Genomic DNA, 19,844 nt, shown 5'->3' with positions numbered 1-19,844 from the left:
TGCCCAGGGCGTTGGAAGACCGGCATTACTAGATAATGCGAAGCGCTATAACGTCATGCTTGATGAAAGTACGGCTAAACATGCGAAGAGGATTGGAAAAGGTAATCTCAGTGAAGGACTAAGAATTGCTGTAATGACAGCTATGGCTAATTAAGCGCGTGTTCAAAAATTTCAATTCACGATGAAATGGCAATGTGAATATCAGCTATAATCTTAATACCGACAAAGTATCTGCACGACGACAGTTAAGCCAACCACTAAACTGTCACAAAAAAACCACCTCGCGGTGGTTTTTTTGTTTGTATGGCACCGATCTTTTCATTTTATTTCCATTTCAGCGTGAGCTAATCGCCTTTTGTATCGTCAAGAACAAATATTCGATTAAGTGCCGCGTCAGTAACTTCTGCTGCGGCTTGATGAGCCATATCTTCAGAAATGGATTTGGCACGTATCGCGAGCATTGTTAGCATGTGCGGGTGATGCTCAAGAGATCCTGCAATTACTCGCGGATCTTCTCCTTTTTCAAACCAGCTAAGAATTTGCTCAATACCGGTAGCCAACTCTTGTAGTTCGTTGGAAATAGCAGCACAACCACTAGCAACATCAGATTTAGTACGCCACATATCAAGCCTCGTATACAAATTTTGGCCTTATTAGCTCATACAGCCAACGTTATCGCGCTCTGGGGCGGGTAGCCCTACCCCTTTCGAAAAAACGCCGTATAACGCATCCTGTGACCCATACAAGCAGGAATTTTGTTTGATCGCTCCTTGGACAGTCTCATCGTTGGTAGGAAAACAGTTCTTTTACTCAAGTATTTATAAATTTACATAGCGAAAGCGCTTGTTGATACCTGTATCTAGCCCCCCAGGATATGGTGGCCGCTGTGGTCAACTGGGGCGAAGTTGGCAAAAGCGGTGTGTAAACGCCCTAAGCGTTTTCCACGGCTTTTGCCAACGGTGCGAAGCATCGTCCCGGTTGTCCATCAGCTTGATATCTTTCAAATTAAGATGATCTAGCTCTTACAGGTTAGGTATATATATTTATATATAGGTTAGATATAAGGTTAAAAGGATAGGAGATTTTCATATTCTTAAATATTTAATTAAATCAAATATTTACACTATCTTTTGGCATTTTTACTGCGCGTTAAACCTCCCTCTTCACACGTATCTGAGTGCTAAACCTTCCACATCTGCGCGTTAAACCTCCCTCTTTTCCGCTAAGTGAGTGCTAAACCCTCCACATCTGAGCGTTAAACCTCCCTCTTTTAGGGCTAAATGAGTGCTAAACCTTCCACTTTGTTGTGGATAACCACATATTTGGTGATGATCTGAGTGTTAAACCTCCCTCTTTTTGCGCGCTAAACCTTCCACATCTGCGCGTTAAACCTCCCTCTTTTTTGCTATCTCGTTGAAAGTTATCCACAAATCTATCTGCGCGCTAAACCTACCACTTATCGCAACTCCAACCCATTTTGTTGGGCAGTGCTGTAATGGTTTTTGTGACGCAAATTTGCTTCTTTTTGATCTTTTATAAACGCCGGTGAAGCGATGAGTTTGTATTTTACATCGACTACTTGCCTACCCTGCTTTCTTTCCTCATGAGTGAAGTCAGCGAGGACACCGCCGTCTTTAAGTTCTTGCAGGGCATCAAGTACCTTGCGTCTATTGCCCCTGTCGTCTGACTGTTGCAGAAGTGCGCTACTTTGCTTTAATTCGCCAAACGTGATTTCGTAATGATCAGTTTCGCTCGCTTGCACAAAGCGATTTACCAGTCTTTTGTAGATCCACCGAGAAAGTGAATCCTTAAGTATCATTAACCGTAAATAGTTGAACTGACGGTACTGCAGCTTGTTTATCGCCGAGCTGATTATCGATGGCAGCCGAGCTGCCCACATAGCGTTACCGTCATTTTCATAATCACTTCGATCTACGGTAATCAATTCGCTGATTAGTGAACCGGTATAAGCCGCTTTGCCATTTTTTACCCATGTAAGGTGGGTTTTTGCCATTATTTCTAATGATTGACGAATTTCCTGTCGATTGCGTGTCTTACCACGTGCTGCAAGCTCCCTTTCGATCATGCGTAGGCTAAAACGAACCCATGTTTCACCTTGTTTGGGGTCATGTATACCTAACTGTTGATCATCAACCAGGAGCTTTTTAAGGATTTCCTCGATAATCTCTTCTGTAGAACCAGGGAAAAAGGCTAAAAATTCGGGCTTTCCAGTTTTGCCAACGTTTATAAGGGCTGGCTGAATTTCAACTGTGCATCGAGCTGTAGTATCTCGTTCACGCATTGTGTATTCCCAAGTAACCGGCGCGGCCAATCCTTTATCTGATCGCAGAGCCTTGACCTGTGCGGCAGTCAAGAAATACTTTGGTATGAGATCCCAAACCTCAATCGTATTGCTAACGTCACCTTTGTCATTGATGAATTGTCTGAAAAGGTCAAACTGCATACTTTTGGTCGGAGCTGGCACATTTAGATCCTTTTTAGTTGTACTTTCCTTTTTCGGCTTGTTCTTCGGGGGAGTTGTCGCAGTGCGTAATGCTGCCCAAACATCGTCACGTTCAACTTGAACCTCTGCAACCTTTGCTACCAGTTCATCTGCTCTAGCCTTGTCTTTTTGAGTTACGGCTACATTCAGTTCTTGCTTCAACTTTACTAAAAACCAATCAAGATGAAGAGCCAACTTAGACATGGACGCTTCCTCATCTTCCTCTGCCTCGCTAAGATCAGGGATCTGCTTTAGCATTTCAGCATCGAAATGGGTTTCTGTTTTTTTCATCTCGTATACCAGTTTTTAACAGTTTAAATACTTCTAAAATGATATTAATTTAATATTAAAATTCTTTTGACGGATCTATTTGTAAACCACTTTCTAAGCCCTGAAAGATAGCAAAATTAATTACAGCAGCCCTGCTCTGCCCTAACCGCTCGGCCATTTCATCTACGCGCTCTAACAGAGGCTGTGCGATGGTCAATGTAATCTGTAGTTTCTTACCCTTTTTAACATACTTGGGCTTTTTGGTTTCTGGTTGTATCGTCGCAGCATCAGGCGCACCAGAGATAAAGTCATCGGCTGCTTTAGTTTCTGCCGCTGGTTTTTTCTTCGTAATTGCCATTTTATTTACTCTCTAAGTAATATTAAAATAACTGAATAATAAGTGAATTTAACTCATCTATAGCTTTTTTGTCACTTGGTTTCAATTCAAGCACAGATAAGCCTTGCCCTGCTGCATTTGAGTAGGCTTTGCGGCGGCGTAATGGGGTAGGGAGGTATTCAAATTGCGGCACATCTGCAACGGCGGCAGCGGCCTCTATATTGTCGGTGCTGGTTTCACCAGGATCTGCACAATTCAATATTGCGTAGCAGCGTAAGCCATCGCGAACGCTACGAGCCTCATCAACCAGAGACGCGATGTCATCGAGCGCCCACACATCGTAAGAACGCGGTTGGAAAGGCACTAACAGCACATCAGATAAAACCAATGCAGCGCGTAGCGCGGTAGAGTCTCGACCGCCTGCGTCGATGATAATGTCATCGAATTTTGATGCTTGTTGCTGCACTTGGGCGCGCAAGGTTACGCCGTCCGGGTAGGAGGCGCAGGAAATGCCAGGGGCATGGCCTGCATCAGCTCGAATGCTGATAGCGGTTTGTGCCGTTCCCTGACGGTCTCCATCGATTAACCAAACATCGCGGCCTGCTAGCGCACGGGCAATTGCGAGGTTTACCGCAATAGTTGTTTTACCTACGCCACCTTTCGTATTACCTACAGTAACTATCATAAGACACCTTTTTTAATATTAAAAACAGTGAAAACAATCTGATAATCATTGATAAACACATCAGTGTCAAGTTTTCTAGGGTCAGAATAAAATAATTAATTATTTTATTGGCGTAAACCAATACTATAGTAGTGCTCAAATTTTCATAAAAATCCTTTTAAATCAACAATATATAATTTTAGCTGTCTATTCTATAGTCAAGTTTTCTGTTTTTTTGGAGTTGTTGCAACTAGTATTTTTTTGCTCTAGCATCGTTTCTAGTTTAATTGTTGAGCAAAACGAACATGACCGCATCAATGCCATTTACCCCGTGCGATCCAGCAGTAGCGACCTGTAGCGATGTGAGCGTACAAATGCTGACGCAGGTGTTTGGGCCAGTTATCACCCAGCTGACTCAAGGCGCAGATCCAAACGCCGTTGCGGCTACAAGCAATGTCCTTGCTTCTATGTTTCTTATTTTCAACTCTGGGATTTTGATCATCGGTGCAATGATCGTGAGTTACGTGGCTATTGTGGGAACTATTAATACCGCCAGTGATGGCGAGGTCATGGGCAGGGCGTGGTCAAGCATATTCACACCGCTTCGGATCGTGACAGGGGCAGGGGTGTTGCTACCTTCGGCCAGCGGTTTTAGTTTCATACAAGTGATTGTTTTAACTATTTCGCTGTGGGCTGTTGGGCTTGCAAACAGCGTGTATAAAGCCGGGGTTGAGAACGGAATTATTAACGGCTCGTTGCAAAGCGTTAGTGCCCAAATGGGACTTGGTAAAGCCGCTAAACCTAATCCTAATTTTCCGCTTTACGACCTGCGCAAGTTCGCAAGTGACTATCTTGCTGCCAGCTGGTGTGCTCGCACGGTCAATGAAATTTATAAGAACACTGCGAGTGGTTTATCAGCATCGGTTATGTCCACCGGCTCGCCAGACTCCATAATTAGCGAGTCGAAAGTTAAGTCTGCTTCAATTTTTCAAATAAAAGACCGCAACCCCGGAACGAACCTAGCGGGAGGTCAGCCAATATGCGGCAGCGTTAAAATCTATAGCTATGTCCCTGCAACCGCATCAGCTTGGGACAACACGCTGGATACAGTAAACGGCGCTGCGGGTGTCTTTGATATTGCAACTCTCAAAGCTAACCGCACAGCGATGCAAACTGTACGTATTGCTGCCCTTGATGCTAAGCAACAAGCCTTAATTCAAATGATGACCGAACTCGATTCATGGGTTAACGTCTGGCCTGCCTCGATCAACGAAACAGGTTGGGAATTGGTTGAAAGTAATCGTTTTAATCAGATCGTGAATGCAGCACAAACTAACATGATGACCGCTTTGTTAGGGATGATGAAAAATGATGAAACGCTCGCAAACATCATGAAAAAATACATGACTGATGTAACCGGCGATGGTTGGATGATGGCCGGTGGTTTTTATCAAAAAATGAGTGGAATTCGAGAGGAATTCAGCAAGATATACAGTGAATCAGCAGGCGAGGTTTCACCACCAACTTTGGCGGCTTTGCCATATGACGCAGCGGGACAGTTAGCAAGAAATTCTCTCGATACAATTCACAGAACTGTAGTTTCAAAAGCGCTTGCCGGTGCCGACTTTACACCGGCCAAAGGTGCGCCGAGAGCGGCTGACATTGGAGCACTTTTGCCGTCAAGCCTGGATGATTTAAGTATTGATGCGTTGGGGTCGCGCGGTGACAGTTATTTTTCTTCAATGATTAGCTGGACAATGCAATCTACCACCGAGGCGTTAATCGGAAGTGAAGGCGACGTAGACGCAATAGCTCGCATTAAAACGACAGGAGATATTTTGCGAGTAGCAGAATCCAGTATGTTCGCAATAGATAAAGTACTTGATACCGGTATTAACGCGCTGCGCGGCGCGGCGGCAGTTGTTGGAAGCGTTCAAATTCTCGGTAACGGCGTTGATTTAAAACCCGTAGGTGATGTGATCCGGGATTGGCTTCATCACAATATTTTGCCCCAGTTAGCGCAAATAGCCAGCTGGTGCGGCCTGTTGGCCTTCTATTTTGGGATCTTCCTCCCGAGCCTGCCATACACCATTTTCATGGTGGCCGTCGTTGGTTGGTTCCTTCAGGTATTGCAATCAATCGTAGCTGCCCCTTTATGGGCTGTGATGCACATGACCCCGGACAAAACTTTCATCGGCTCCCAAACACAAGGTTATCTGTTGCTGTTAACGTTATTTGTGCGTCCTGCGTTGATTGTGCTGGGATTATTCGCTGCTTTTTCGTTGGCCAATCCGGTCGTCGGGTATCTGGCCAAAGCATTTTTTGCGATGAGAACCGCGAATGTAACAAGCAGTGAAGCACTTGGCTGGTACGTTGAGTTTTTAACATTCAAAGACTGGTTAGTTATGTTTGGCTTGTTGCTGCTGCCAATGATTTACCTGATTTTCAGTCTGCCGCAAACACTGGTAGACACAGTGCTGGGCTGGATCTCTGCCGGTATCCGCCCCATGGGTGAAACCCAAGCCGGTGATGAAATGCGCCGCTCATTCGAGCGATCCAGTATCAGCACTAGTGGTGGTGGCGGGTTAGGGCGCACTCGTTCTGCACCGATTCAGGCAAATCCTGCTAATACTATAGGCTCCAGTTCCGCCGGTGGAGGTGAAACTAATCCTGGTGGCTCAATTGGCCCAAGTGGTGGCGGGGGAGGGGGCGGAGGTCGTTCACGCGCCAAGTCTCGCTCGCTAAGTAGCAACGGGCAAGGAGTTACACCGAGTAATAACAACGTTTAGGGGGTTTGCATGTATCAATCGCGCGAAGCATACAACGCGGAGGCTATCGGCCACGCGGTCGGCATGAAACAAGGCCAAGCACAAGGATATGAAGCTGGACACATCGATGGTTGGAACGAAGCTATAGCAGATGCGAAGCCAAAGTTTCAGCAGCTTGAAAATCAACTGCGTGAAGCGCGTGAAGATCTAGCAATTGCGCGCCAGGTAAATGCCGATCAATCTTTTGCATTAAACGCTGCGCAATCACTTGTAGTTGCAGCGATCCAAACCCTGGAAAACGCACCCCAAGAATTCAGAGATAATTTCTGTAATGCCATGCTTGAGTGCTCAAATAAGCACATCAAAACCGGTCATTTACGCAAAATATCTTTGATTGAACTCAGTGAACAAAGCTGTTCACAAAATATCGTCAACACAATAAAAAGGTGGTGTGAAAATGCAGCAACAAGAAGTAGTGACCTCGACTATTAATCCTGGTTTGCTTTTAATTGATATTGCAGACCAAATTATTAAATCCAAGAAAAAGCCAATTATTAAAGCAAGCTTTCCGGTAGTCACTGCGAAGCCTGTAAAAAACGTTTCTCGCCTGCTGGAAATGGAAATTGTAAAAGGTCGTTCATTTTCCACTATGGAAGAAAAATGGGCATTTGAAGAGCACCTAGAGAGAGGCCATAAGTAATGACTTGTTTCTGCCCGGAGTGCGAAGGCGGCCAACTCTATTACGGCGGGGGAAAATGGCACTGCAAAAAGTGTCGTTTTCGCTTGAAAGCTCCCGATGATATAAACATTCTTCGTGAGAAGGCCAATGAAATACGCTATGAAAAAGGCCAAGAGCGACTTGCTGACATGCCGCACCAGGAGCGCGAATCATTGGTGAAAGCCCACAGAAATAGAAGTCGTTGCAGTTACGCGGTCGGCTTCATATGTTTACTTGTCGCTGCCTTTGGTTGGGCGCAAGGGCAGGGTGGTCAAATCGTGCTGTCGTGGTTGGCGGTTGGATGTATGCTTTGCACCTTTGGATTCAAGTGGGCATTCAGGAGCTGGCAAATTGAGACAGGTATCGTATTCGTTCCTGGAGCCTTTCTTCGATTTTTCCGCAATGAAAATTGGCTGCGCTAATGCACTTTAAAATTACACGATACAAAAACAAAACTTTGGGCGGTGTCACCTGCGAGGGTAACGCCGTTCAGTGCTACCGTGAAAAGCAGGATGGCAATGGTTTGGCAATGGTTGCCTCCTTCAACCGATTTGCCCCTGAGCTTCCTCCGGAGGTTGCAGAACTGTTTACCCAGGATGAAATTCAGCAGTGGTCTAAGTGGAAGCGTAAGCATGATATGAAGCTTCGCCGTCAGCAATTGCAAACAGCGCTTGATAGCGCCAGCAGCACGATAGAGTTAGCGACGAAGGCCATTGGTGAGGAATTGGAGCCAATCGAGCCAGAAGCAATCTGGAGGGCGCTAGACAACTTGTCCAAGGCATTGGATAGGGCAGGGTACAAGCGCCCGGAGAAGCCACGCGGAAGGCCGCCTATTGAAGCTGAGGATCAATACCAAGAGGAAGATTCGCCTTTCGGCTCTGTGTTGCTGTTACCAAACTTCATGCCGCCGGGGACAGAGTTGTATGCTCAGTACCAATCTTTGCTTGATGCGCAAAAAGTAGATGGCAAAAACTGAATGGTGAAAATGAAACGGCGGTAGGACTTGAACCTACAACCCCCTTGCCCATACCATACAGATTCCACTCAGTTCAGTATGTCGAAGCAAGGCGCTCTATCCTATTGAGCTACGCCGCGTAAATCGTCAACTCTTTACAACTTTCAAAGCAGGACGGTTGCCCTTAATTGTTAGCCGGTTCTGTTTTTCTTGTTTTTGTTCTTCACGTTGTTTCAGTTCTTCGGTTGCGAAAGGCTTCAACAATTCAATAAGGCCAGTGAAGTCATATTGGTTAGAGTTGTTACCTCCATTGCGCTTTTTACGCACGATGCGTTTAATAAAACCCGCACCCTCTAGTTCCCGAATATTTCTTTGTACAGTGCTTCTGCTGAGGCCAATCATTTTGGCAATGGTGTTCATTTCTGGGAAAGGTAATGTTTCTTGCTCCCACCAGTGTTTGAGTATTACCAGAAGCACATTTAACTGCGTCGAATTAATACCTAAGACAGCCTGACGCTCCAGTAACATATTGGGTACAAGAGTCCAGCCAACAGCAATCGTTTGCTTGCCCCATTTTTTTTCGTTTACAGCAATCTCTTCGGCTTTGGCCTTCTTCGGTTTGGCGTCAGTCATACTCTGAGTTCCTGTTGTTCTTGATCTGTTGGAACTCAGTATGCGGGCTTAAACTGGGGTAGACAAGCGTTTGACAGTGACGACCCCTGTGCAAAAACGGGCGGGGGCTAGTGGTATGATGCATATTGCAATTGAGTGGATGTGCGTTACGTGGTGTTACGGTTCGCTGAGTATTCTTAGTAGATCATTTAAGCACAGAGGGTTATTTGTTATTGAACAGCCCTCTATGCGGCATTGAATAGGTATGCATTCACTTTTGCATACCCATTCGGCATCAATACTTGCCAAATTTCTCTGCATATTGAGCTGAAAGCTGGGCTTCAATTGCCTTTAAGTTTTCGTTGTCATTTAACAAATCGGCCAAGGTATCTTCATCAACCGCCGACTCGTCTAAGTTTTCAATATGCTTTATGTAATGCCGTAAAGAATCCAGGACTAAAGTAACTTCTGAATACGGCAATTTAAAATCAATTGTTTCCATGCTTTTTGTCCTCAAGAAACTTTAACAGCAAATTCTCTAACTTTATCCATGAGCGCGTGAAACTCGCTTAATTTCATGGTTTTTTCTGGCGCCAACATATAATGATTTTGGTGATTAGGTCGCTTATCAATCACTAGTTTTATACCTGGTGGTAAAGGTGTTCCTTTCCGCAGCTTCCACACATTCCCTTTGCCTGTAGGAACTGCTGAAAATGCACTGACACCATTCCCATCAGCAACAATATACTTGATGCCATTTCTATCTTGAATATGTGCATCTTTACCGGGACGCACATGGTCTAGCCGAGGGCTGATCGAGTTCCCAAAGCGGTAAAGGTCTAAAAATAAGCTGGTGTAGTCAGTGATAAATATCTCTTCCGAGGTAAGCATTGGTGTATCCCTTGTAGCCAATATGGAAGAGCGCGATTTTGCCTGAGTTATCTCATACCCTAAGGCTAGCGGTTCACAGTTCGTGGTTTATGTGGCACCCAAATACTTGTAGATGGTTGCCCTGGATACGCCATACCGTTTGGCCACCTCTGTTACCTCAATATCAGGATCTTTCAAAAGCTGCCTAATCTCCTTAACAGCTTTCTCGGTTAATGCTGGCTTTCTACCACCTTTACGACCGCGCGCCCTGGCTGCCTCCAATCCCGCCTTAGTACGCTCCCGGATCAGGTTACGTTCAAACTCCGCCAGCGCTGCAAACACATGAAATACCAACTTTCCCGCAGCACTGCCGGTTTCGATTTTTTCCGTGATGCTTTGGAACCCAACCCCGTCCGCCTCCAGCTCACCTATGATGCTTACCAGGTCAGGGAGGGATCGGCCAAGCCTATCCAGTCGCCAAACAACTAACGTATCACCTGATCGCAGCGCTTTCCGGCACTGAGCAAGTTCTACCCTAGTAGCGTTTTTCCCGCTGGCCGTTTCTTCATAGATAACCTGGCAACCGGCCTTCTGTAGTGCGTCCCGCTGCAAGTCCAGATTCTGGTCATCGGTAGAGACGCGCGCATACCCTATTAGCTTTGCCATACGTTTTTAATACATAGATTGATAGACGGGTATTTATACACCAAGCAAAGGGGTTTGTGTTGTTTTAACCAGGAGAAATAGACTGTCTTAAAAACCACCGTTTTATATACACCAAGATAGTGGCGCAATCTTTAAATTGCAGACTGTCGTTCTTCCAGTTACAGCCTGAAGTGTCTATATGTGTAGAGATTCTTAATCGTAACCAGTAGAACGATAGGCCGGTGTAGTGGCCACAACTTTAAATAGTCGTTCTCCTGGTTATGCCCCTCAAATGTCAACAAGCCAGCCGTGTTTCAAGATCGCAAGCAAAATCAACAACTTAGTCCCCCTATATGTGGAGGAATTCTTACCTGTAACCGGTGGAACGATAGTGCGCCGGGGGTAGTGGCTATAGCTTTAGATTGGTGTAACCCGGAGAACGGAAAAGGAGGGTTTTGATCTAGAGTAAGAATTCCTCCACATATCAGAAAATATAACATCCTGATTTATATAGATTTTTATTTTCAGCAAGGAATTACTCCACATATCCGTCGTTCTAACGGTTACAGGATAAGTAGTGGTTATGGCTTTAAAATCGCGGTTAAAACGCGCAGATGGTGACACTTGAGGGGCATATGTGGAGGAATTCTTACCAAGGTCATGACACTTGAGGGGCGTAACCGATGGTACGACAAAAGCGCGGCAGTTTGACATTTCCGCTCTAATTGCGTGGTGCGAGGGACTGCCGCAAGGCCATTTTAGCAGGAAAAGTAGTGGTTTTGACCGTAAATAGGGTGGTGGCTATAACTTTAAGTAGGCCATATGTGGAGGAATTCTTACTATGATCGTTCTTCCGGTTACGCCCCTCAAGTGTCATCATCGGGAGCCGTTTCGCTTGCGAAACTGACAAAGGCAGGAAGTTCTAAAGGCTCATTTGAGTCTATAAAAATAGGGGTTTTCGTGAGTCTTGCCAAAGCAATTTGCGTGGCCTGTTCAGCGGTTACTTTGCCCTGGATGTAGGCTTCCGTCAGTTCATGGAACCACTGGGGTGCATCATCTGGATCAAACCCTTCCAACCGGTGAATGGCGTCCACCTGCTCCACAATCTCGCGCCGGGCAAGCTCAGTTTCGTTTGCGAAACTCTCTTTTTTCATCAGTTTAAACCCTCGTAATTAGGCTAGAAACCCTGTTAAAAGTTGACATGAAAGTGTTTATTGACAATACTGTCAGTAAGGGCTCAAAAGAGCAGCTTTGGAGTAACCTCCAGTAAATGGTTACCCAAGTTCAGGTGGCAGAGAAACTGGCTCTCTCTGTACTAGTGGCGACCGAAAGGTCGATTTCCGACCCTATAACCACGTGATGGTTGTAAGCTAAGGAAAGGCGGCGACTAGTCCCTAATGTACACAAACGGCGCATTACGCGCCGTTTTTTTATTTCCGCTTAAATGTTCCCAACAATTGAACCATGTGCATATTTTTGTGGGTATGCAGTTACTACAGAATATTCACATGAATTTCCCACAAGCTTTAATTCCAGTATCACAATACCCTTGGCACTTCTCAAAACTGTAGGCCGCCTGTAGTCAGCAACATGAATACTGGCACCCGCAACGATAATCTCTGACACATACCGTGGTACATCATCAATCGTGGAATAACCTAGCTTTATAAGCTGGTCACTGTGTTCAATCCAAATGTGGTTTACGCCGAAACCGCGATTCTTGGCAATATGCTCGCCGTGCTTTAGGTAGATATTTCCACCTTCAATATGAAGCTTTTTCTCTGGTTTTATAATCTCTGGTATTGCGCCAAACTCATGTACGCCAGTTACTGGGTGGATTATTTTGGTATTTTTAGTTATTGCCATATTTCACTGAAATCCTCTCAATATGGCAGCCAATATACTAGCAGTAATGCTAAATTACTCTGTCTTGGGGCGCGCATAACGGGCCGGCCAAAGAAATTTTAAGGTCGTTGCGTAAGCAACAGAGTAACATTTTGAATTCTTTTTACCCATTGCGCCGCGTTTGCATCTCGCCATGAAATCAGCTCAAAAATACGGGTGTAATCCGTGCCCAATTGTCTTGGGAAAATTGGCTCATGATGGGCGATTCTGTTTCTTAACTTCCTGATTTCAAAAATATCATCATGGATGCGTTCTCTAAGCTGATGCTCGTTTAAAGTGTTGGGGGCATGAGGGAATACTCGGTGAATATGATTTTTCCAGAAAATGCCGTGGTGCCTTTTATTAAACATCTTTTCCCAAAAAATAAACTTCAACTCTGCTACGACCTTACCCGCTGTCGGCTGCACTTTCGCTACATTTAGTAAGTCGCTCCTAGGCTTATAAAGCCCGTGATCTGGCAAGCTTCGAATAAACCCCTGATTCAGATGCCAGTTTGACTGATACACCGTATCTAACCGCTCAACGACGGCATTACGAATGCCTATTTCAAGGACATGCAACGGTATAATGAGAGCCGCAGAGAGTTGCAAATTCCATTGGTACAGCGCCAAGGCTTTTTGTGGGTCATTGGCACATGATCTTAAGTAGGTTGCAAAGCGGGGCTGCGATAGAGTGTTAGGTATCGTTGCTAACTCGTTGATTGAAAATGCCATTAAATCCTACTTAATCCAATAGTGTTTTATTATTGACTTTTTAGACCATACGCCCTAACCTGTCTACAGATGCTTTGAGATTGATCGCGAAAGCCTTCCCTCTTAGTGACAAGAAAATCTAAGAAACCCGCCCTAAAAAGCGGGTTTTTTGGTTTTTATGGTGTCAAAGAAAAAGCCCGCTAGGGAGCGGGCTTTTTTTTGGACGTTGCTTCCTGCAAAAACTAGAGCCTTTTCGCCAGCGCAACGGGCGGGATTTGACTAAACCGCAGCCATTCTAACAAAACCAGCTATTTACTCAACAAGGACTGACTCACGCACCAGGGGCAGATCCAAGTACAGATTTAGGCGTCCCCAAAGCTGTGGCCAGCTACAAGCTTTACCCTCCAGTACCATCCCCTGAATACGGCCAATGCGGTCGTTAAGCCAATCGGCTTTAAGTATCCCCATCACCCGGCGGCGGTCACCGTCATGAATGCCAAATTGCAGCAACAATACCGGCGCGGCTTCCTCATCGGTAATGTCGATGTAGAGAAAGTTTCTCTCATCGGCAAACTGGAGACTCGACTCCGGGAGCGCTGGGTTTAATCGACGGTTGATGAAACTTTCCAAGGCTTCCGGGTAATTCATGCTGCCACCTGGCCAACGGCTGGAAGGTCTAAATAGCTGCTCATCCCCTGCATGAAAACAGTCCAATCACAGGGTTTATTCATATCGCCGATCCAGTGGATAGCACCCAAGCGATTGTTGCGCCAATCCGCGCACAGCACACCCGCAGAATGGCGGCCTGTCTCATTTTCCACCCCATACTCAACGATCAGGTGCGGCACGGCGCTTTTCACCGCGTCCACGATCGATATACACAGGTAAGCGCGCGCATCTGCATATTCGATGTAGTTGTGTAGCTTTGCGGGAACCAGCCGATTAAGTACCAATTTTAATAGGTCTTTTTTGTAACTATCCACTGAATAAAATAAGTCATCTTTCGCTGCCAACATGATTACGCTCCTAATAATTTTATTAAAAACAGTCACACACTTTTACACATTCTCTATCGATCAAAGTCCAAGTCTTTACCCTTATTTTCCCGTTGTTTTTCGCTGTTTTCACGCTGGCGTTCTGCCAAGCGACGGGCTTCCAATTCGCGTTTTTCGCGCTGTGCCTTTTCAGATTCGGCGCTGGGTTTTGATGCTTCCTGTTGAGTAAATGCCGCGTTCCGGTTTGCTTGCCAGGCAGTGATTTTTTCACTGTAGGCGTTGACGGCGGCATCCCAGGCTTTAGCCCGGAACTCTACGGCCTTGGGATCGTCGCTATGTAGTAGCTCCACCCGGCGCTGCACCTGGTCATCGAGGGCGGCAAATCCTTTATCCCACTGCTCGGCTTTATGCTTGGCGGTAAACCGGGCAATAAAACCGCCCTGCTCGGGATCTGGTCGCTGGCCATGCTCTACCAGGTACTTGTCCTGCAATTGCTGTTTGTAGGCTTTGGCGTGGGCATTGATAGCGTTAATCTCGACCAGCTCCTGGTTAGGCTCGGTTGGTCGGGGTTCGCTAAGGGCAAGTTTAATCTCCTGGTCTGTCATCAACCGCTGGGGCTTCTCCAGGGCGACAGGCTGAACTTTCGGTTTCATTGCCTCCTGGCGGCGCGCCTCCAGCTCGGGATCGCTGAATTTAACGTCCAGCTTGTTCTCGATGGCCAGCGACAACATCAGATCCTTAAATTCCTGGTTGCCTTTCACATCCAGTGTTTGGCCAAACTTCTCACGCGCCAGGAGCAAACCGGCCAGTGCTGCCTCTCGATCACCCTTGCCATGTTCGGTAAACGCGATCCGCTGGCCTCGATCACTAAACGCGGTTTTATCGTTGAGCAGGTAATCAACTGAACCGGTGTTGTGGTCGATCTTCCACGTAAAGCGCTCGCTAATACGTTGCGGCTTTTGTGGGTCTTGATCGAAGGAATCCGGGGCAACCAGGAAGCCGTGACGGGTGTCCTCATGCTCGGCTTTTTTCAGGTGCTTGTCATTCCGCTTATCGGCATAAGCAAAGCCACGGATCTGCGCAATGGCGGCCTTGTCACCTTCCTGGGCGCGATCAGATACCCAATCCCGATAGGGCTTAACTTTCTCGGCTTTCAGTTGGTCACGCTCGGCTCTTATGGTGTTCGCAAGCTCCAAACGCTGGGCGGCTATATCGAACGCCGCCACGCTATAAAGTGCTTTTTTCTCGGGTATGGATAAGCCGCTGGTGCGGATGGATTCACGCTGTTTTTTGTGCTCGTTTGTAATGGTGTCTTTGCGCTGCTTTTGCTGCTCATATAGCGCTTTTTTGGCCGGGAGCTTCGCGGCTTTCCATTCTTCCCTATATTGCTTGTAGCGATCACGTAATAGCTCACGTTCGGCGGCGCGTTCCTCCCTGCGCTGCTCTCTAATCTTGGGATCACGTTTTGGCTTTTTATCGCTGTATTTAGTTGCCGCTTCCAGTGCTTTAATGGTCGGCGCTGGTGCTTGATATTCGCCAAGCTTCTTGGTCAGTTTACCCGCGCCAAACTGCTCGCCCATGGTGGACGCTTTAACCGGCGTAAGGTCTGGATGCTCTTTAGAATAAAGAGCTAATCCTTGGCCTTTAGGCCGAATCTCAAGACCATGTAGGCTAAGAATGGTGTGCAAATGTTGCCATGAACCACCGTTTTTAAGTGTCTCTAAGGCATCTATCTTTGGCTGTCCTTGCACGTAACTGGCTAATGATTCATTGCTGGTAATGGCTTCCATCTGCCGCGCCTTAACTGGCGTTTTGGCTTTTGATCGATCAAGTTCATTTTTATCTTTAGACCAATCAACAACCTTTTCACCATTGCGATCATGCACAGCATAAACACCATTATCATGGCTCCAGCCCTGCGCAAGTTCCACCTCACGCATAACCTTATCTAGCTTGTAATAATCACGGTCTGGATAAACGGCTTTATAGGTTTCAGGATTTACACGATTAACCATGAAATGGCCGTGAACATTATCCGTATCACGATGCACTGCCGCTAGGTATTGATGTTCACCCATGCCTAGCGCCTCCATCCCTGCCCTACCCGCCTCAAAGACATGTTGGTCAGTCGGGTTTTCACTCGCTGGCCACGAAACGGTAAAGTGATAAACAGGATCTTTAACCCTGCCGTTCATATCTGCTACGGCCTTCATTTCACGCCATGCGGTATCAGTATCCAAGCAATTAGTTTCTGTTGCGCATTGATAGCGGGATACTTCGCCGGTTTCGGGGTCTATATGGTCGCGCTCGCAAGCATACTTAGCCAAGCTTTTAAAGCTGGTTTTTCCGTCGCTTCTCTTGGCGGGAACCTTAGCTAACATGGCTAGTTTTCAATCCTCAAAATAGCTTCTTTGATCGCCTGTAGTATCTCTGCATACTCTTTTGAATGAACACCTTTCCCTTCGGTGAAAAGGTGCTTTTGTAATCCTCCAAGTCTGCGCAGTTCATTGATAACTTGGCTGTCTATTGTTGACCTCGTTTTGCGTCCAAGCGCGGCGCACCGCAAAAATTCGGAGACAGTAACACCCGAATCGATAGCCTTACTTCGGATTTCTTCGGCTTCCTCGGGCAAGCATCTTGTCTTTAAATTGATGACTCGCTTACGGCTTTCACTTGATGACATAAATACCTTTTGACGCCTTGGCGTGGGGTCTCGGGGCGCAGTCCTGAGCAGGGGAGGAAAGGAAGCCATAACGAGTGCAACGAGTGGAGGCTTCCGGTGTCCTTAGCCGATTTATCGGCGGTGGGACATTCCCTACCCTGTCCCCTAAAATGAGTACAGTTTTAAGACTTAAATAACACAAATAAAACAGATTGACAACACAAAACAAAGATTAGATGATTACAGCGAATTTAACACTGCAATCATGCAAAAATTAGAGGTGTAAACATGGCAGGAACAAAGCGCACATTCGACAAAGATATACGCATCAAAATTGAGGGCGTACTTGATAATCTACCGGAGAAGCCAAAAGCCGAAAGAACCTTGACCACAAAAGAGCTTGTAAGCGAACTAAAAGGGAAGATTAAAGCAGCGCAATCAAAGGGCTACACGCTGCAAGAAATTGTAGAGCTATTCAAACAAAACGGTGCGCAGATCAGTTTAAGTACGGTTAAAGATGCCTTGAAAGTAACGACCAAAAAAGCAGTAGTGAAAACCACGGATAAAGCTGAATAGGTGTAAACATGCATCAAATAGATACGGCCTCTAAACACGGTGAAAAATGGTTTAAACAATGGATTATAAACCGTCTGTTAATGTTCACATTTGGAGCGTGGATGGGGCTAGTTATCGGTTTGCTTCCGTTTTGGGAAATGGTTGATCCAGTGCGAAGCTATGGGCGTTTTTCTTATGCTTTTTGGTGGTCTATTCCAATAGGCATATTTTGTGGATATTTCTATCTTCTTGGATCGCTTGCTAAAAAATCAGTAGATGATGAAAAGCAGCGTGAAATTGAAGCACAAGAAAATGCAAAAACGCCGGAGCAAATAGAGCAAGAAAACATTAATGAATTGGCACGATTAAAAACCACTTTTGAGGGATTATTCCTTGGTATTTCGACTGGCTTTTTAGCTGATCGTGGACATATCGGCGGGAGGTCAAACGGTGATTATATTCAGCTATCGCCCGAAGATTGCAGCAAGAATTTAATCATCTTTGGTGGCATTGGCGGCGGGAAAACGTCGCGCTCGATCAATCCCCTACTTTTGCAGCTCTTACGCCAAAACACCGGGGCAATGATTTTTGATATTAAGACGGACTTTCAAAAAGACGTTGCCGCGCTTACAAAAATGGCCGGTAGAGACTATCAAGTCGTGGGTGATGGTGGCATGACGCTGAACCTCTTTCGTGGTTGCACACCGGAGCTTGCCGCTAGCTATTTGAAAAGCTGCTTTCTGGCTCAAGGGCAAGGAACCGGTGATAGCGCCTTTTGGGTGGATTCGGCCACTGAAATGGCGCGCCACTGCCTTAATTTATTAAATCTGCTACGGCCTGCGGAGTATTCAATTTCCGGGTTATATGACGTAGTTTTCGATCATAGATATCGTGAAAGGTTGTTGGCTGAAGGCGTGGAAAAGATCAGCACTATGACGGATCGAGAACAGCGTTTTTTTGTTCAAAGCCAACGGTTCTTTGTCAACGTGTGGAACGAGCATGATGACAAACTTAGAAAAAATATCATGGGGACAATGAACGCGGTTTTATCCCCATTTGCACATCCTGATTTAGTCGATGCATTCAGTACCGGTAGCACTCACGGCGAGGCCGATATAGCCAGGCTTATCAATGATGGTGCGATTTATTTGGTCAATCTTCCAGTGACGAAATACGGCAAGGAAGGCGCTAAGTTCGCCTACATGCTTATCAAGCTTCGCTTCATGAACATGATGAAAGAACGGCGCATGATGGCTGATTGGAATCAGGATAGACGCATAGCCTTTGTGTGCGATGAATACCAGGCAATCGTAGACTCGATTTCAGATACCGACTTTTGGGATAAGTCCCGTAGCGCCGGGTGTATTGGCATTGTGTCGATGCAAGGTGTTTCCTCGCTGATCCTGGCACTTGGCGGCAATAAAGATACCGCCCATGCTGTACTGCAAAACTTCCGGCAAAGAATCATTTACCGCACGGAGGATCAGGCCACGCTCGATCACGTTAAATCACTCCTGGGACAAATTGACGTACACATCACCAGCACCGGGGAAAGCTCCAGCGAAAGTGATAGCTGGGCAACAGCAGGGATCGGTGGCCAACAACCCACGCACAGCGTTTCACAATCTGAAAGCGTGAATACGTCGATCCAGCGTAACGACCTGTTTGGGTCAAACGATATGCGAAGCCTGAGCGCCGATTTCTGTTTGTTAATCGGCAACCTGGGCGCGCATAGCTGCGATGAAGTGCTCCAAGTCGAACCGCTATATTTGAACTAACCAGGAGACGAATCATGGCATGGCGTAAAACAACATCGAATCATGTACCGGATTGGCTAAACGTCCTGCCGGTGCCGCTGCGGGTAGGTGCCTGGGAGTTCGTGCGGATCTTTCGCGCTGGGGTTATCGTGGGAGTGATTTTCGGGGTCATTATCGGAGTGATAAATAAGGATAAATTTGACCTTGCAGCAAATGACAACTTAGAAACGATAGTTAGTAAAACAGCTTAAATACTATTATTTTAATATTAAATTAGATGTAAAAACCCCCGTCAAGCTGATGGACAACCTGGACGATGCTTCGCACCGTATTCAAAAACCGTGGAAAACGCCTGTGGCGTTTACGCGCTTCGCTCACCGTTTTTGAACACTTCGCCCCAGTTGACCACAGCACCAACCCCTCTTGGGGGCTGCTAGAGCGGTGGTATCTACAAGCGCTTTCGCTACTCAAATTTATAAAATTTTACTTGAGTCAAATATCCGGCTTTTGATGTTCAATAAGCGAACAACAATAAACGCAATAACATACACACATAAATATTGATTATTTATGTGTGTATGTTATTATATATTCACTTAATGACAAACTCCTGGAGTGGATTATGTACGCAATCGTAGATGTAGATAATCGTGGTGGTGCTTACTCACTTGGAACAATAGTTTCTATCCACGAAAGAAAGCCAACTCTCTCAAAAATCGCAGCTATTGCGCTAAAAAGGTCAGGAGGTCCAACATCAGGAGGACTCATACCGCACATCGGCGTTAAATTGAAAAAAAGGGAGGATGTGTATTATCAAGGGTTGATCATTAATGAAAGCAATTGTGACGATATTTTTGGTGACGAATACTCTTTAAATTCTATCGCCGACCAAGCACTCTCATATTTCGAAAAAAGTGATCTGATTATTAAATCAAA

24 protein-coding genes and 1 tRNA gene are annotated in these 19,844 nt (G+C 46.0%); 9 read left to right on the top strand and 16 right to left on the bottom strand.

What is annotated here, in order from left to right; genetic code table 11:
* Window positions 1-344 precede the first annotated feature (344 nt).
* The 4 genes from NNX04_RS22800 to NNX04_RS22785 form a co-directional block, all read right to left on the bottom strand.
* Window positions 345-623, bottom strand: coding sequence for a hypothetical protein (locus NNX04_RS22800; protein WP_261948720.1), 279 nt, complete (start codon window positions 621-623; stop codon window positions 345-347).
* A gap of 833 nt (window positions 624-1,456) precedes the next feature.
* A complete protein-coding gene (locus NNX04_RS22795; RefSeq protein WP_261948719.1) occupies window positions 1,457-2,794 on the bottom strand; it encodes a hypothetical protein in 1,338 nt (445 codons plus the stop codon).
* A gap of 55 nt (window positions 2,795-2,849) precedes the next feature.
* Window positions 2,850-3,131 carry a ribbon-helix-helix domain-containing protein gene (locus tag NNX04_RS22790; RefSeq protein ID WP_261948718.1) on the bottom strand — a complete coding sequence of 94 codons (282 nt, stop codon included), beginning with the start codon at window positions 3,129-3,131 and terminating at the stop codon, window positions 2,850-2,852.
* Window positions 3,132-3,153: 22 nt separating this feature from the next.
* Window positions 3,154-3,795 carry an AAA family ATPase gene (locus NNX04_RS22785; protein WP_261948717.1) on the bottom strand — a complete coding sequence of 214 codons (642 nt, stop codon included), beginning with the start codon at window positions 3,793-3,795 and terminating at the stop codon, window positions 3,154-3,156.
* A gap of 284 nt (window positions 3,796-4,079) precedes the next feature.
* On the opposite strand from NNX04_RS22785, the gene NNX04_RS22780 reads away from it, so the two are divergent.
* From NNX04_RS22780 to NNX04_RS22760, 5 genes are all read left to right on the top strand, one after another.
* The gene (locus NNX04_RS22780; protein ID WP_261948716.1) at window positions 4,080-6,563 is read left to right on the top strand and encodes a DotA/TraY family protein; all 2,484 of its coding nucleotides are present in this window, start codon (window positions 4,080-4,082) and stop codon (window positions 6,561-6,563) included.
* Window positions 6,564-6,572: 9 nt separating this feature from the next.
* Window positions 6,573-7,034 carry a hypothetical protein gene (locus tag NNX04_RS22775; protein ID WP_261948715.1) on the top strand — a complete coding sequence of 154 codons (462 nt, stop codon included), beginning with the start codon at window positions 6,573-6,575 and terminating at the stop codon, window positions 7,032-7,034.
* Window positions 7,000-7,242: a hypothetical protein gene (locus NNX04_RS22770; RefSeq protein ID WP_261948714.1), complete on the top strand. Its 243-nt coding sequence runs from the start codon at window positions 7,000-7,002 to the stop codon at window positions 7,240-7,242. Before NNX04_RS22775 ends, NNX04_RS22770 begins: the two co-directional genes overlap by 35 nt.
* An 83-nt stretch (window positions 7,243-7,325) precedes the next feature.
* Window positions 7,326-7,682: a hypothetical protein gene (locus tag NNX04_RS22765; RefSeq protein WP_261948713.1), complete on the top strand. Its 357-nt coding sequence runs from the start codon at window positions 7,326-7,328 to the stop codon at window positions 7,680-7,682.
* A complete protein-coding gene (locus NNX04_RS22760) occupies window positions 7,682-8,236 on the top strand; it encodes a hypothetical protein (protein WP_261948712.1) in 555 nt (184 codons plus the stop codon). Before NNX04_RS22765 ends, NNX04_RS22760 begins: the two co-directional genes overlap by 1 nt.
* Before the next feature lie 12 nt (window positions 8,237-8,248).
* On the opposite strand, the gene NNX04_RS22755 is transcribed toward NNX04_RS22760, so the two are convergent.
* The 12 genes from NNX04_RS22755 to mobA all read right to left on the bottom strand — a co-directional run bounded on the left by NNX04_RS22755 (window position 8,249) and on the right by mobA (window position 16,617).
* Window positions 8,249-8,355, bottom strand: a tRNA-OTHER gene (locus tag NNX04_RS22755).
* A gap of 7 nt (window positions 8,356-8,362) precedes the next feature.
* Window positions 8,363-8,848 (bottom strand): helix-turn-helix domain-containing protein, encoded by a 486-nt coding sequence (locus NNX04_RS22750; protein ID WP_261948711.1) that lies wholly within the window; start codon window positions 8,846-8,848, stop codon window positions 8,363-8,365.
* Window positions 8,849-9,122: 274 nt separating this feature from the next.
* Window positions 9,123-9,329: a hypothetical protein gene (locus NNX04_RS22745; RefSeq protein WP_261948710.1), complete on the bottom strand. Its 207-nt coding sequence runs from the start codon at window positions 9,327-9,329 to the stop codon at window positions 9,123-9,125.
* Between the two features lie 11 nt (window positions 9,330-9,340).
* The gene (locus tag NNX04_RS22740) at window positions 9,341-9,718 is read right to left on the bottom strand and encodes a hypothetical protein (RefSeq protein WP_261948709.1); all 378 of its coding nucleotides are present in this window, start codon (window positions 9,716-9,718) and stop codon (window positions 9,341-9,343) included.
* An 87-nt stretch (window positions 9,719-9,805) separates the two neighbouring features.
* The gene (locus tag NNX04_RS22735; protein ID WP_261948708.1) at window positions 9,806-10,363 is read right to left on the bottom strand and encodes a recombinase family protein; all 558 of its coding nucleotides are present in this window, start codon (window positions 10,361-10,363) and stop codon (window positions 9,806-9,808) included.
* Between the two features lie 845 nt (window positions 10,364-11,208).
* Window positions 11,209-11,496, bottom strand: coding sequence for an antitoxin VbhA family protein (locus NNX04_RS22730; protein WP_261948707.1), 288 nt, complete (start codon window positions 11,494-11,496; stop codon window positions 11,209-11,211).
* Window positions 11,497-11,782: 286 nt separating this feature from the next.
* Window positions 11,783-12,208 carry a hypothetical protein gene (locus tag NNX04_RS22725; protein ID WP_261948706.1) on the bottom strand — a complete coding sequence of 142 codons (426 nt, stop codon included), beginning with the start codon at window positions 12,206-12,208 and terminating at the stop codon, window positions 11,783-11,785.
* Between the two features lie 98 nt (window positions 12,209-12,306).
* A complete protein-coding gene (locus NNX04_RS22720) occupies window positions 12,307-12,960 on the bottom strand; it encodes a hypothetical protein (protein ID WP_261948705.1) in 654 nt (217 codons plus the stop codon).
* 291 nt (window positions 12,961-13,251) lie between these two features.
* Complete coding sequence (locus NNX04_RS22715; RefSeq protein ID WP_261948704.1) at window positions 13,252-13,587, bottom strand: hypothetical protein; 336 nt, start codon at window positions 13,585-13,587, stop codon at window positions 13,252-13,254.
* On the bottom strand, window positions 13,584-13,955 hold the full coding sequence (locus NNX04_RS22710; RefSeq protein WP_261948703.1) for a hypothetical protein: 372 nt from the start codon (window positions 13,953-13,955) through the stop codon (window positions 13,584-13,586). Before NNX04_RS22710 ends, NNX04_RS22715 begins: the two co-directional genes overlap by 4 nt.
* A 53-nt stretch (window positions 13,956-14,008) precedes the next feature.
* Complete coding sequence (gene traI / locus NNX04_RS22705; protein WP_261948702.1) at window positions 14,009-16,315, bottom strand: TraI/MobA(P) family conjugative relaxase; 2,307 nt, start codon at window positions 16,313-16,315, stop codon at window positions 14,009-14,011.
* A 2-nt stretch (window positions 16,316-16,317) separates the two neighbouring features.
* On the bottom strand, window positions 16,318-16,617 hold the full coding sequence (gene mobA / locus NNX04_RS22700) for a plasmid mobilization protein MobA (protein ID WP_261948701.1): 300 nt from the start codon (window positions 16,615-16,617) through the stop codon (window positions 16,318-16,320).
* Window positions 16,618-16,884: 267 nt separating this feature from the next.
* On the opposite strand from mobA, the gene NNX04_RS22695 reads away from it, so the two are divergent.
* From NNX04_RS22695 to NNX04_RS22680, 4 genes are all read left to right on the top strand, one after another.
* On the top strand, window positions 16,885-17,172 hold the full coding sequence (locus NNX04_RS22695) for a hypothetical protein (protein WP_261948700.1): 288 nt from the start codon (window positions 16,885-16,887) through the stop codon (window positions 17,170-17,172).
* 8 nt (window positions 17,173-17,180) lie between these two features.
* Window positions 17,181-18,929, top strand: a complete 1,749-nt coding sequence (locus NNX04_RS22690) for a type IV secretory system conjugative DNA transfer family protein (RefSeq protein WP_261948699.1) — start codon at window positions 17,181-17,183, stop codon at window positions 18,927-18,929.
* Between the two features lie 14 nt (window positions 18,930-18,943).
* Window positions 18,944-19,159, top strand: a complete 216-nt coding sequence (locus tag NNX04_RS22685) for a hypothetical protein (RefSeq protein ID WP_261948698.1) — start codon at window positions 18,944-18,946, stop codon at window positions 19,157-19,159.
* A 371-nt stretch (window positions 19,160-19,530) separates the two neighbouring features.
* Window positions 19,531-19,844, top strand: a 314-nt coding sequence (locus NNX04_RS22680) for a hypothetical protein (RefSeq protein WP_261948697.1), incomplete at its 3' end; no start/stop codon positions are given.

Source organism: Cellvibrio sp. QJXJ (assembly GCF_024452345.1).
Taxonomy (GTDB): Bacteria; Pseudomonadota; Gammaproteobacteria; order Pseudomonadales; family Cellvibrionaceae; genus Cellvibrio.
The sequence above is the reverse complement of the archived record's forward strand: the minus strand, read 5'-3'. Positions and strand labels throughout refer to the sequence as shown.

Coding starts and splice junctions, on each gene's coding strand:
- NNX04_RS22720 (WP_261948705.1), bottom strand. CDS start 12,960: ATGGCATTTTCAATCAACGAGTTAGCAACGATACCTAACACTCTATCG.
- NNX04_RS22740 (WP_261948709.1), bottom strand. CDS start 9,718: ATGCTTACCTCGGAAGAGATATTTATCACTGACTACACCAGCTTATTT.
- NNX04_RS22760 (WP_261948712.1), top strand. CDS start 7,682: ATGCACTTTAAAATTACACGATACAAAAACAAAACTTTGGGCGGTGTC.
- mobA (WP_261948701.1), bottom strand. CDS start 16,617: ATGTCATCAAGTGAAAGCCGTAAGCGAGTCATCAATTTAAAGACAAGA.
- NNX04_RS22775 (WP_261948715.1), top strand. CDS start 6,573: ATGTATCAATCGCGCGAAGCATACAACGCGGAGGCTATCGGCCACGCG.
- NNX04_RS22715 (WP_261948704.1), bottom strand. CDS start 13,587: ATGAATTACCCGGAAGCCTTGGAAAGTTTCATCAACCGTCGATTAAAC.
- NNX04_RS22735 (WP_261948708.1), bottom strand. CDS start 10,363: ATGGCAAAGCTAATAGGGTATGCGCGCGTCTCTACCGATGACCAGAAT.
- NNX04_RS22790 (WP_261948718.1), bottom strand. CDS start 3,131: ATGGCAATTACGAAGAAAAAACCAGCGGCAGAAACTAAAGCAGCCGAT.
- NNX04_RS22725 (WP_261948706.1), bottom strand. CDS start 12,208: ATGGCAATAACTAAAAATACCAAAATAATCCACCCAGTAACTGGCGTA.
- NNX04_RS22730 (WP_261948707.1), bottom strand. CDS start 11,496: ATGAAAAAAGAGAGTTTCGCAAACGAAACTGAGCTTGCCCGGCGCGAG.
- NNX04_RS22745 (WP_261948710.1), bottom strand. CDS start 9,329: ATGGAAACAATTGATTTTAAATTGCCGTATTCAGAAGTTACTTTAGTC.
- NNX04_RS22750 (WP_261948711.1), bottom strand. CDS start 8,848: ATGACTGACGCCAAACCGAAGAAGGCCAAAGCCGAAGAGATTGCTGTA.
- NNX04_RS22685 (WP_261948698.1), top strand. CDS start 18,944: ATGGCATGGCGTAAAACAACATCGAATCATGTACCGGATTGGCTAAAC.
- NNX04_RS22695 (WP_261948700.1), top strand. CDS start 16,885: ATGGCAGGAACAAAGCGCACATTCGACAAAGATATACGCATCAAAATT.
- NNX04_RS22800 (WP_261948720.1), bottom strand. CDS start 623: ATGTGGCGTACTAAATCTGATGTTGCTAGTGGTTGTGCTGCTATTTCC.
- NNX04_RS22690 (WP_261948699.1), top strand. CDS start 17,181: ATGCATCAAATAGATACGGCCTCTAAACACGGTGAAAAATGGTTTAAA.
- NNX04_RS22710 (WP_261948703.1), bottom strand. CDS start 13,955: ATGTTGGCAGCGAAAGATGACTTATTTTATTCAGTGGATAGTTACAAA.
- NNX04_RS22795 (WP_261948719.1), bottom strand. CDS start 2,794: ATGAAAAAAACAGAAACCCATTTCGATGCTGAAATGCTAAAGCAGATC.
- traI (WP_261948702.1), bottom strand. CDS start 16,315: ATGTTAGCTAAGGTTCCCGCCAAGAGAAGCGACGGAAAAACCAGCTTT.
- NNX04_RS22780 (WP_261948716.1), top strand. CDS start 4,080: ATGACCGCATCAATGCCATTTACCCCGTGCGATCCAGCAGTAGCGACC.
- NNX04_RS22770 (WP_261948714.1), top strand. CDS start 7,000: ATGCAGCAACAAGAAGTAGTGACCTCGACTATTAATCCTGGTTTGCTT.
- NNX04_RS22785 (WP_261948717.1), bottom strand. CDS start 3,795: ATGATAGTTACTGTAGGTAATACGAAAGGTGGCGTAGGTAAAACAACT.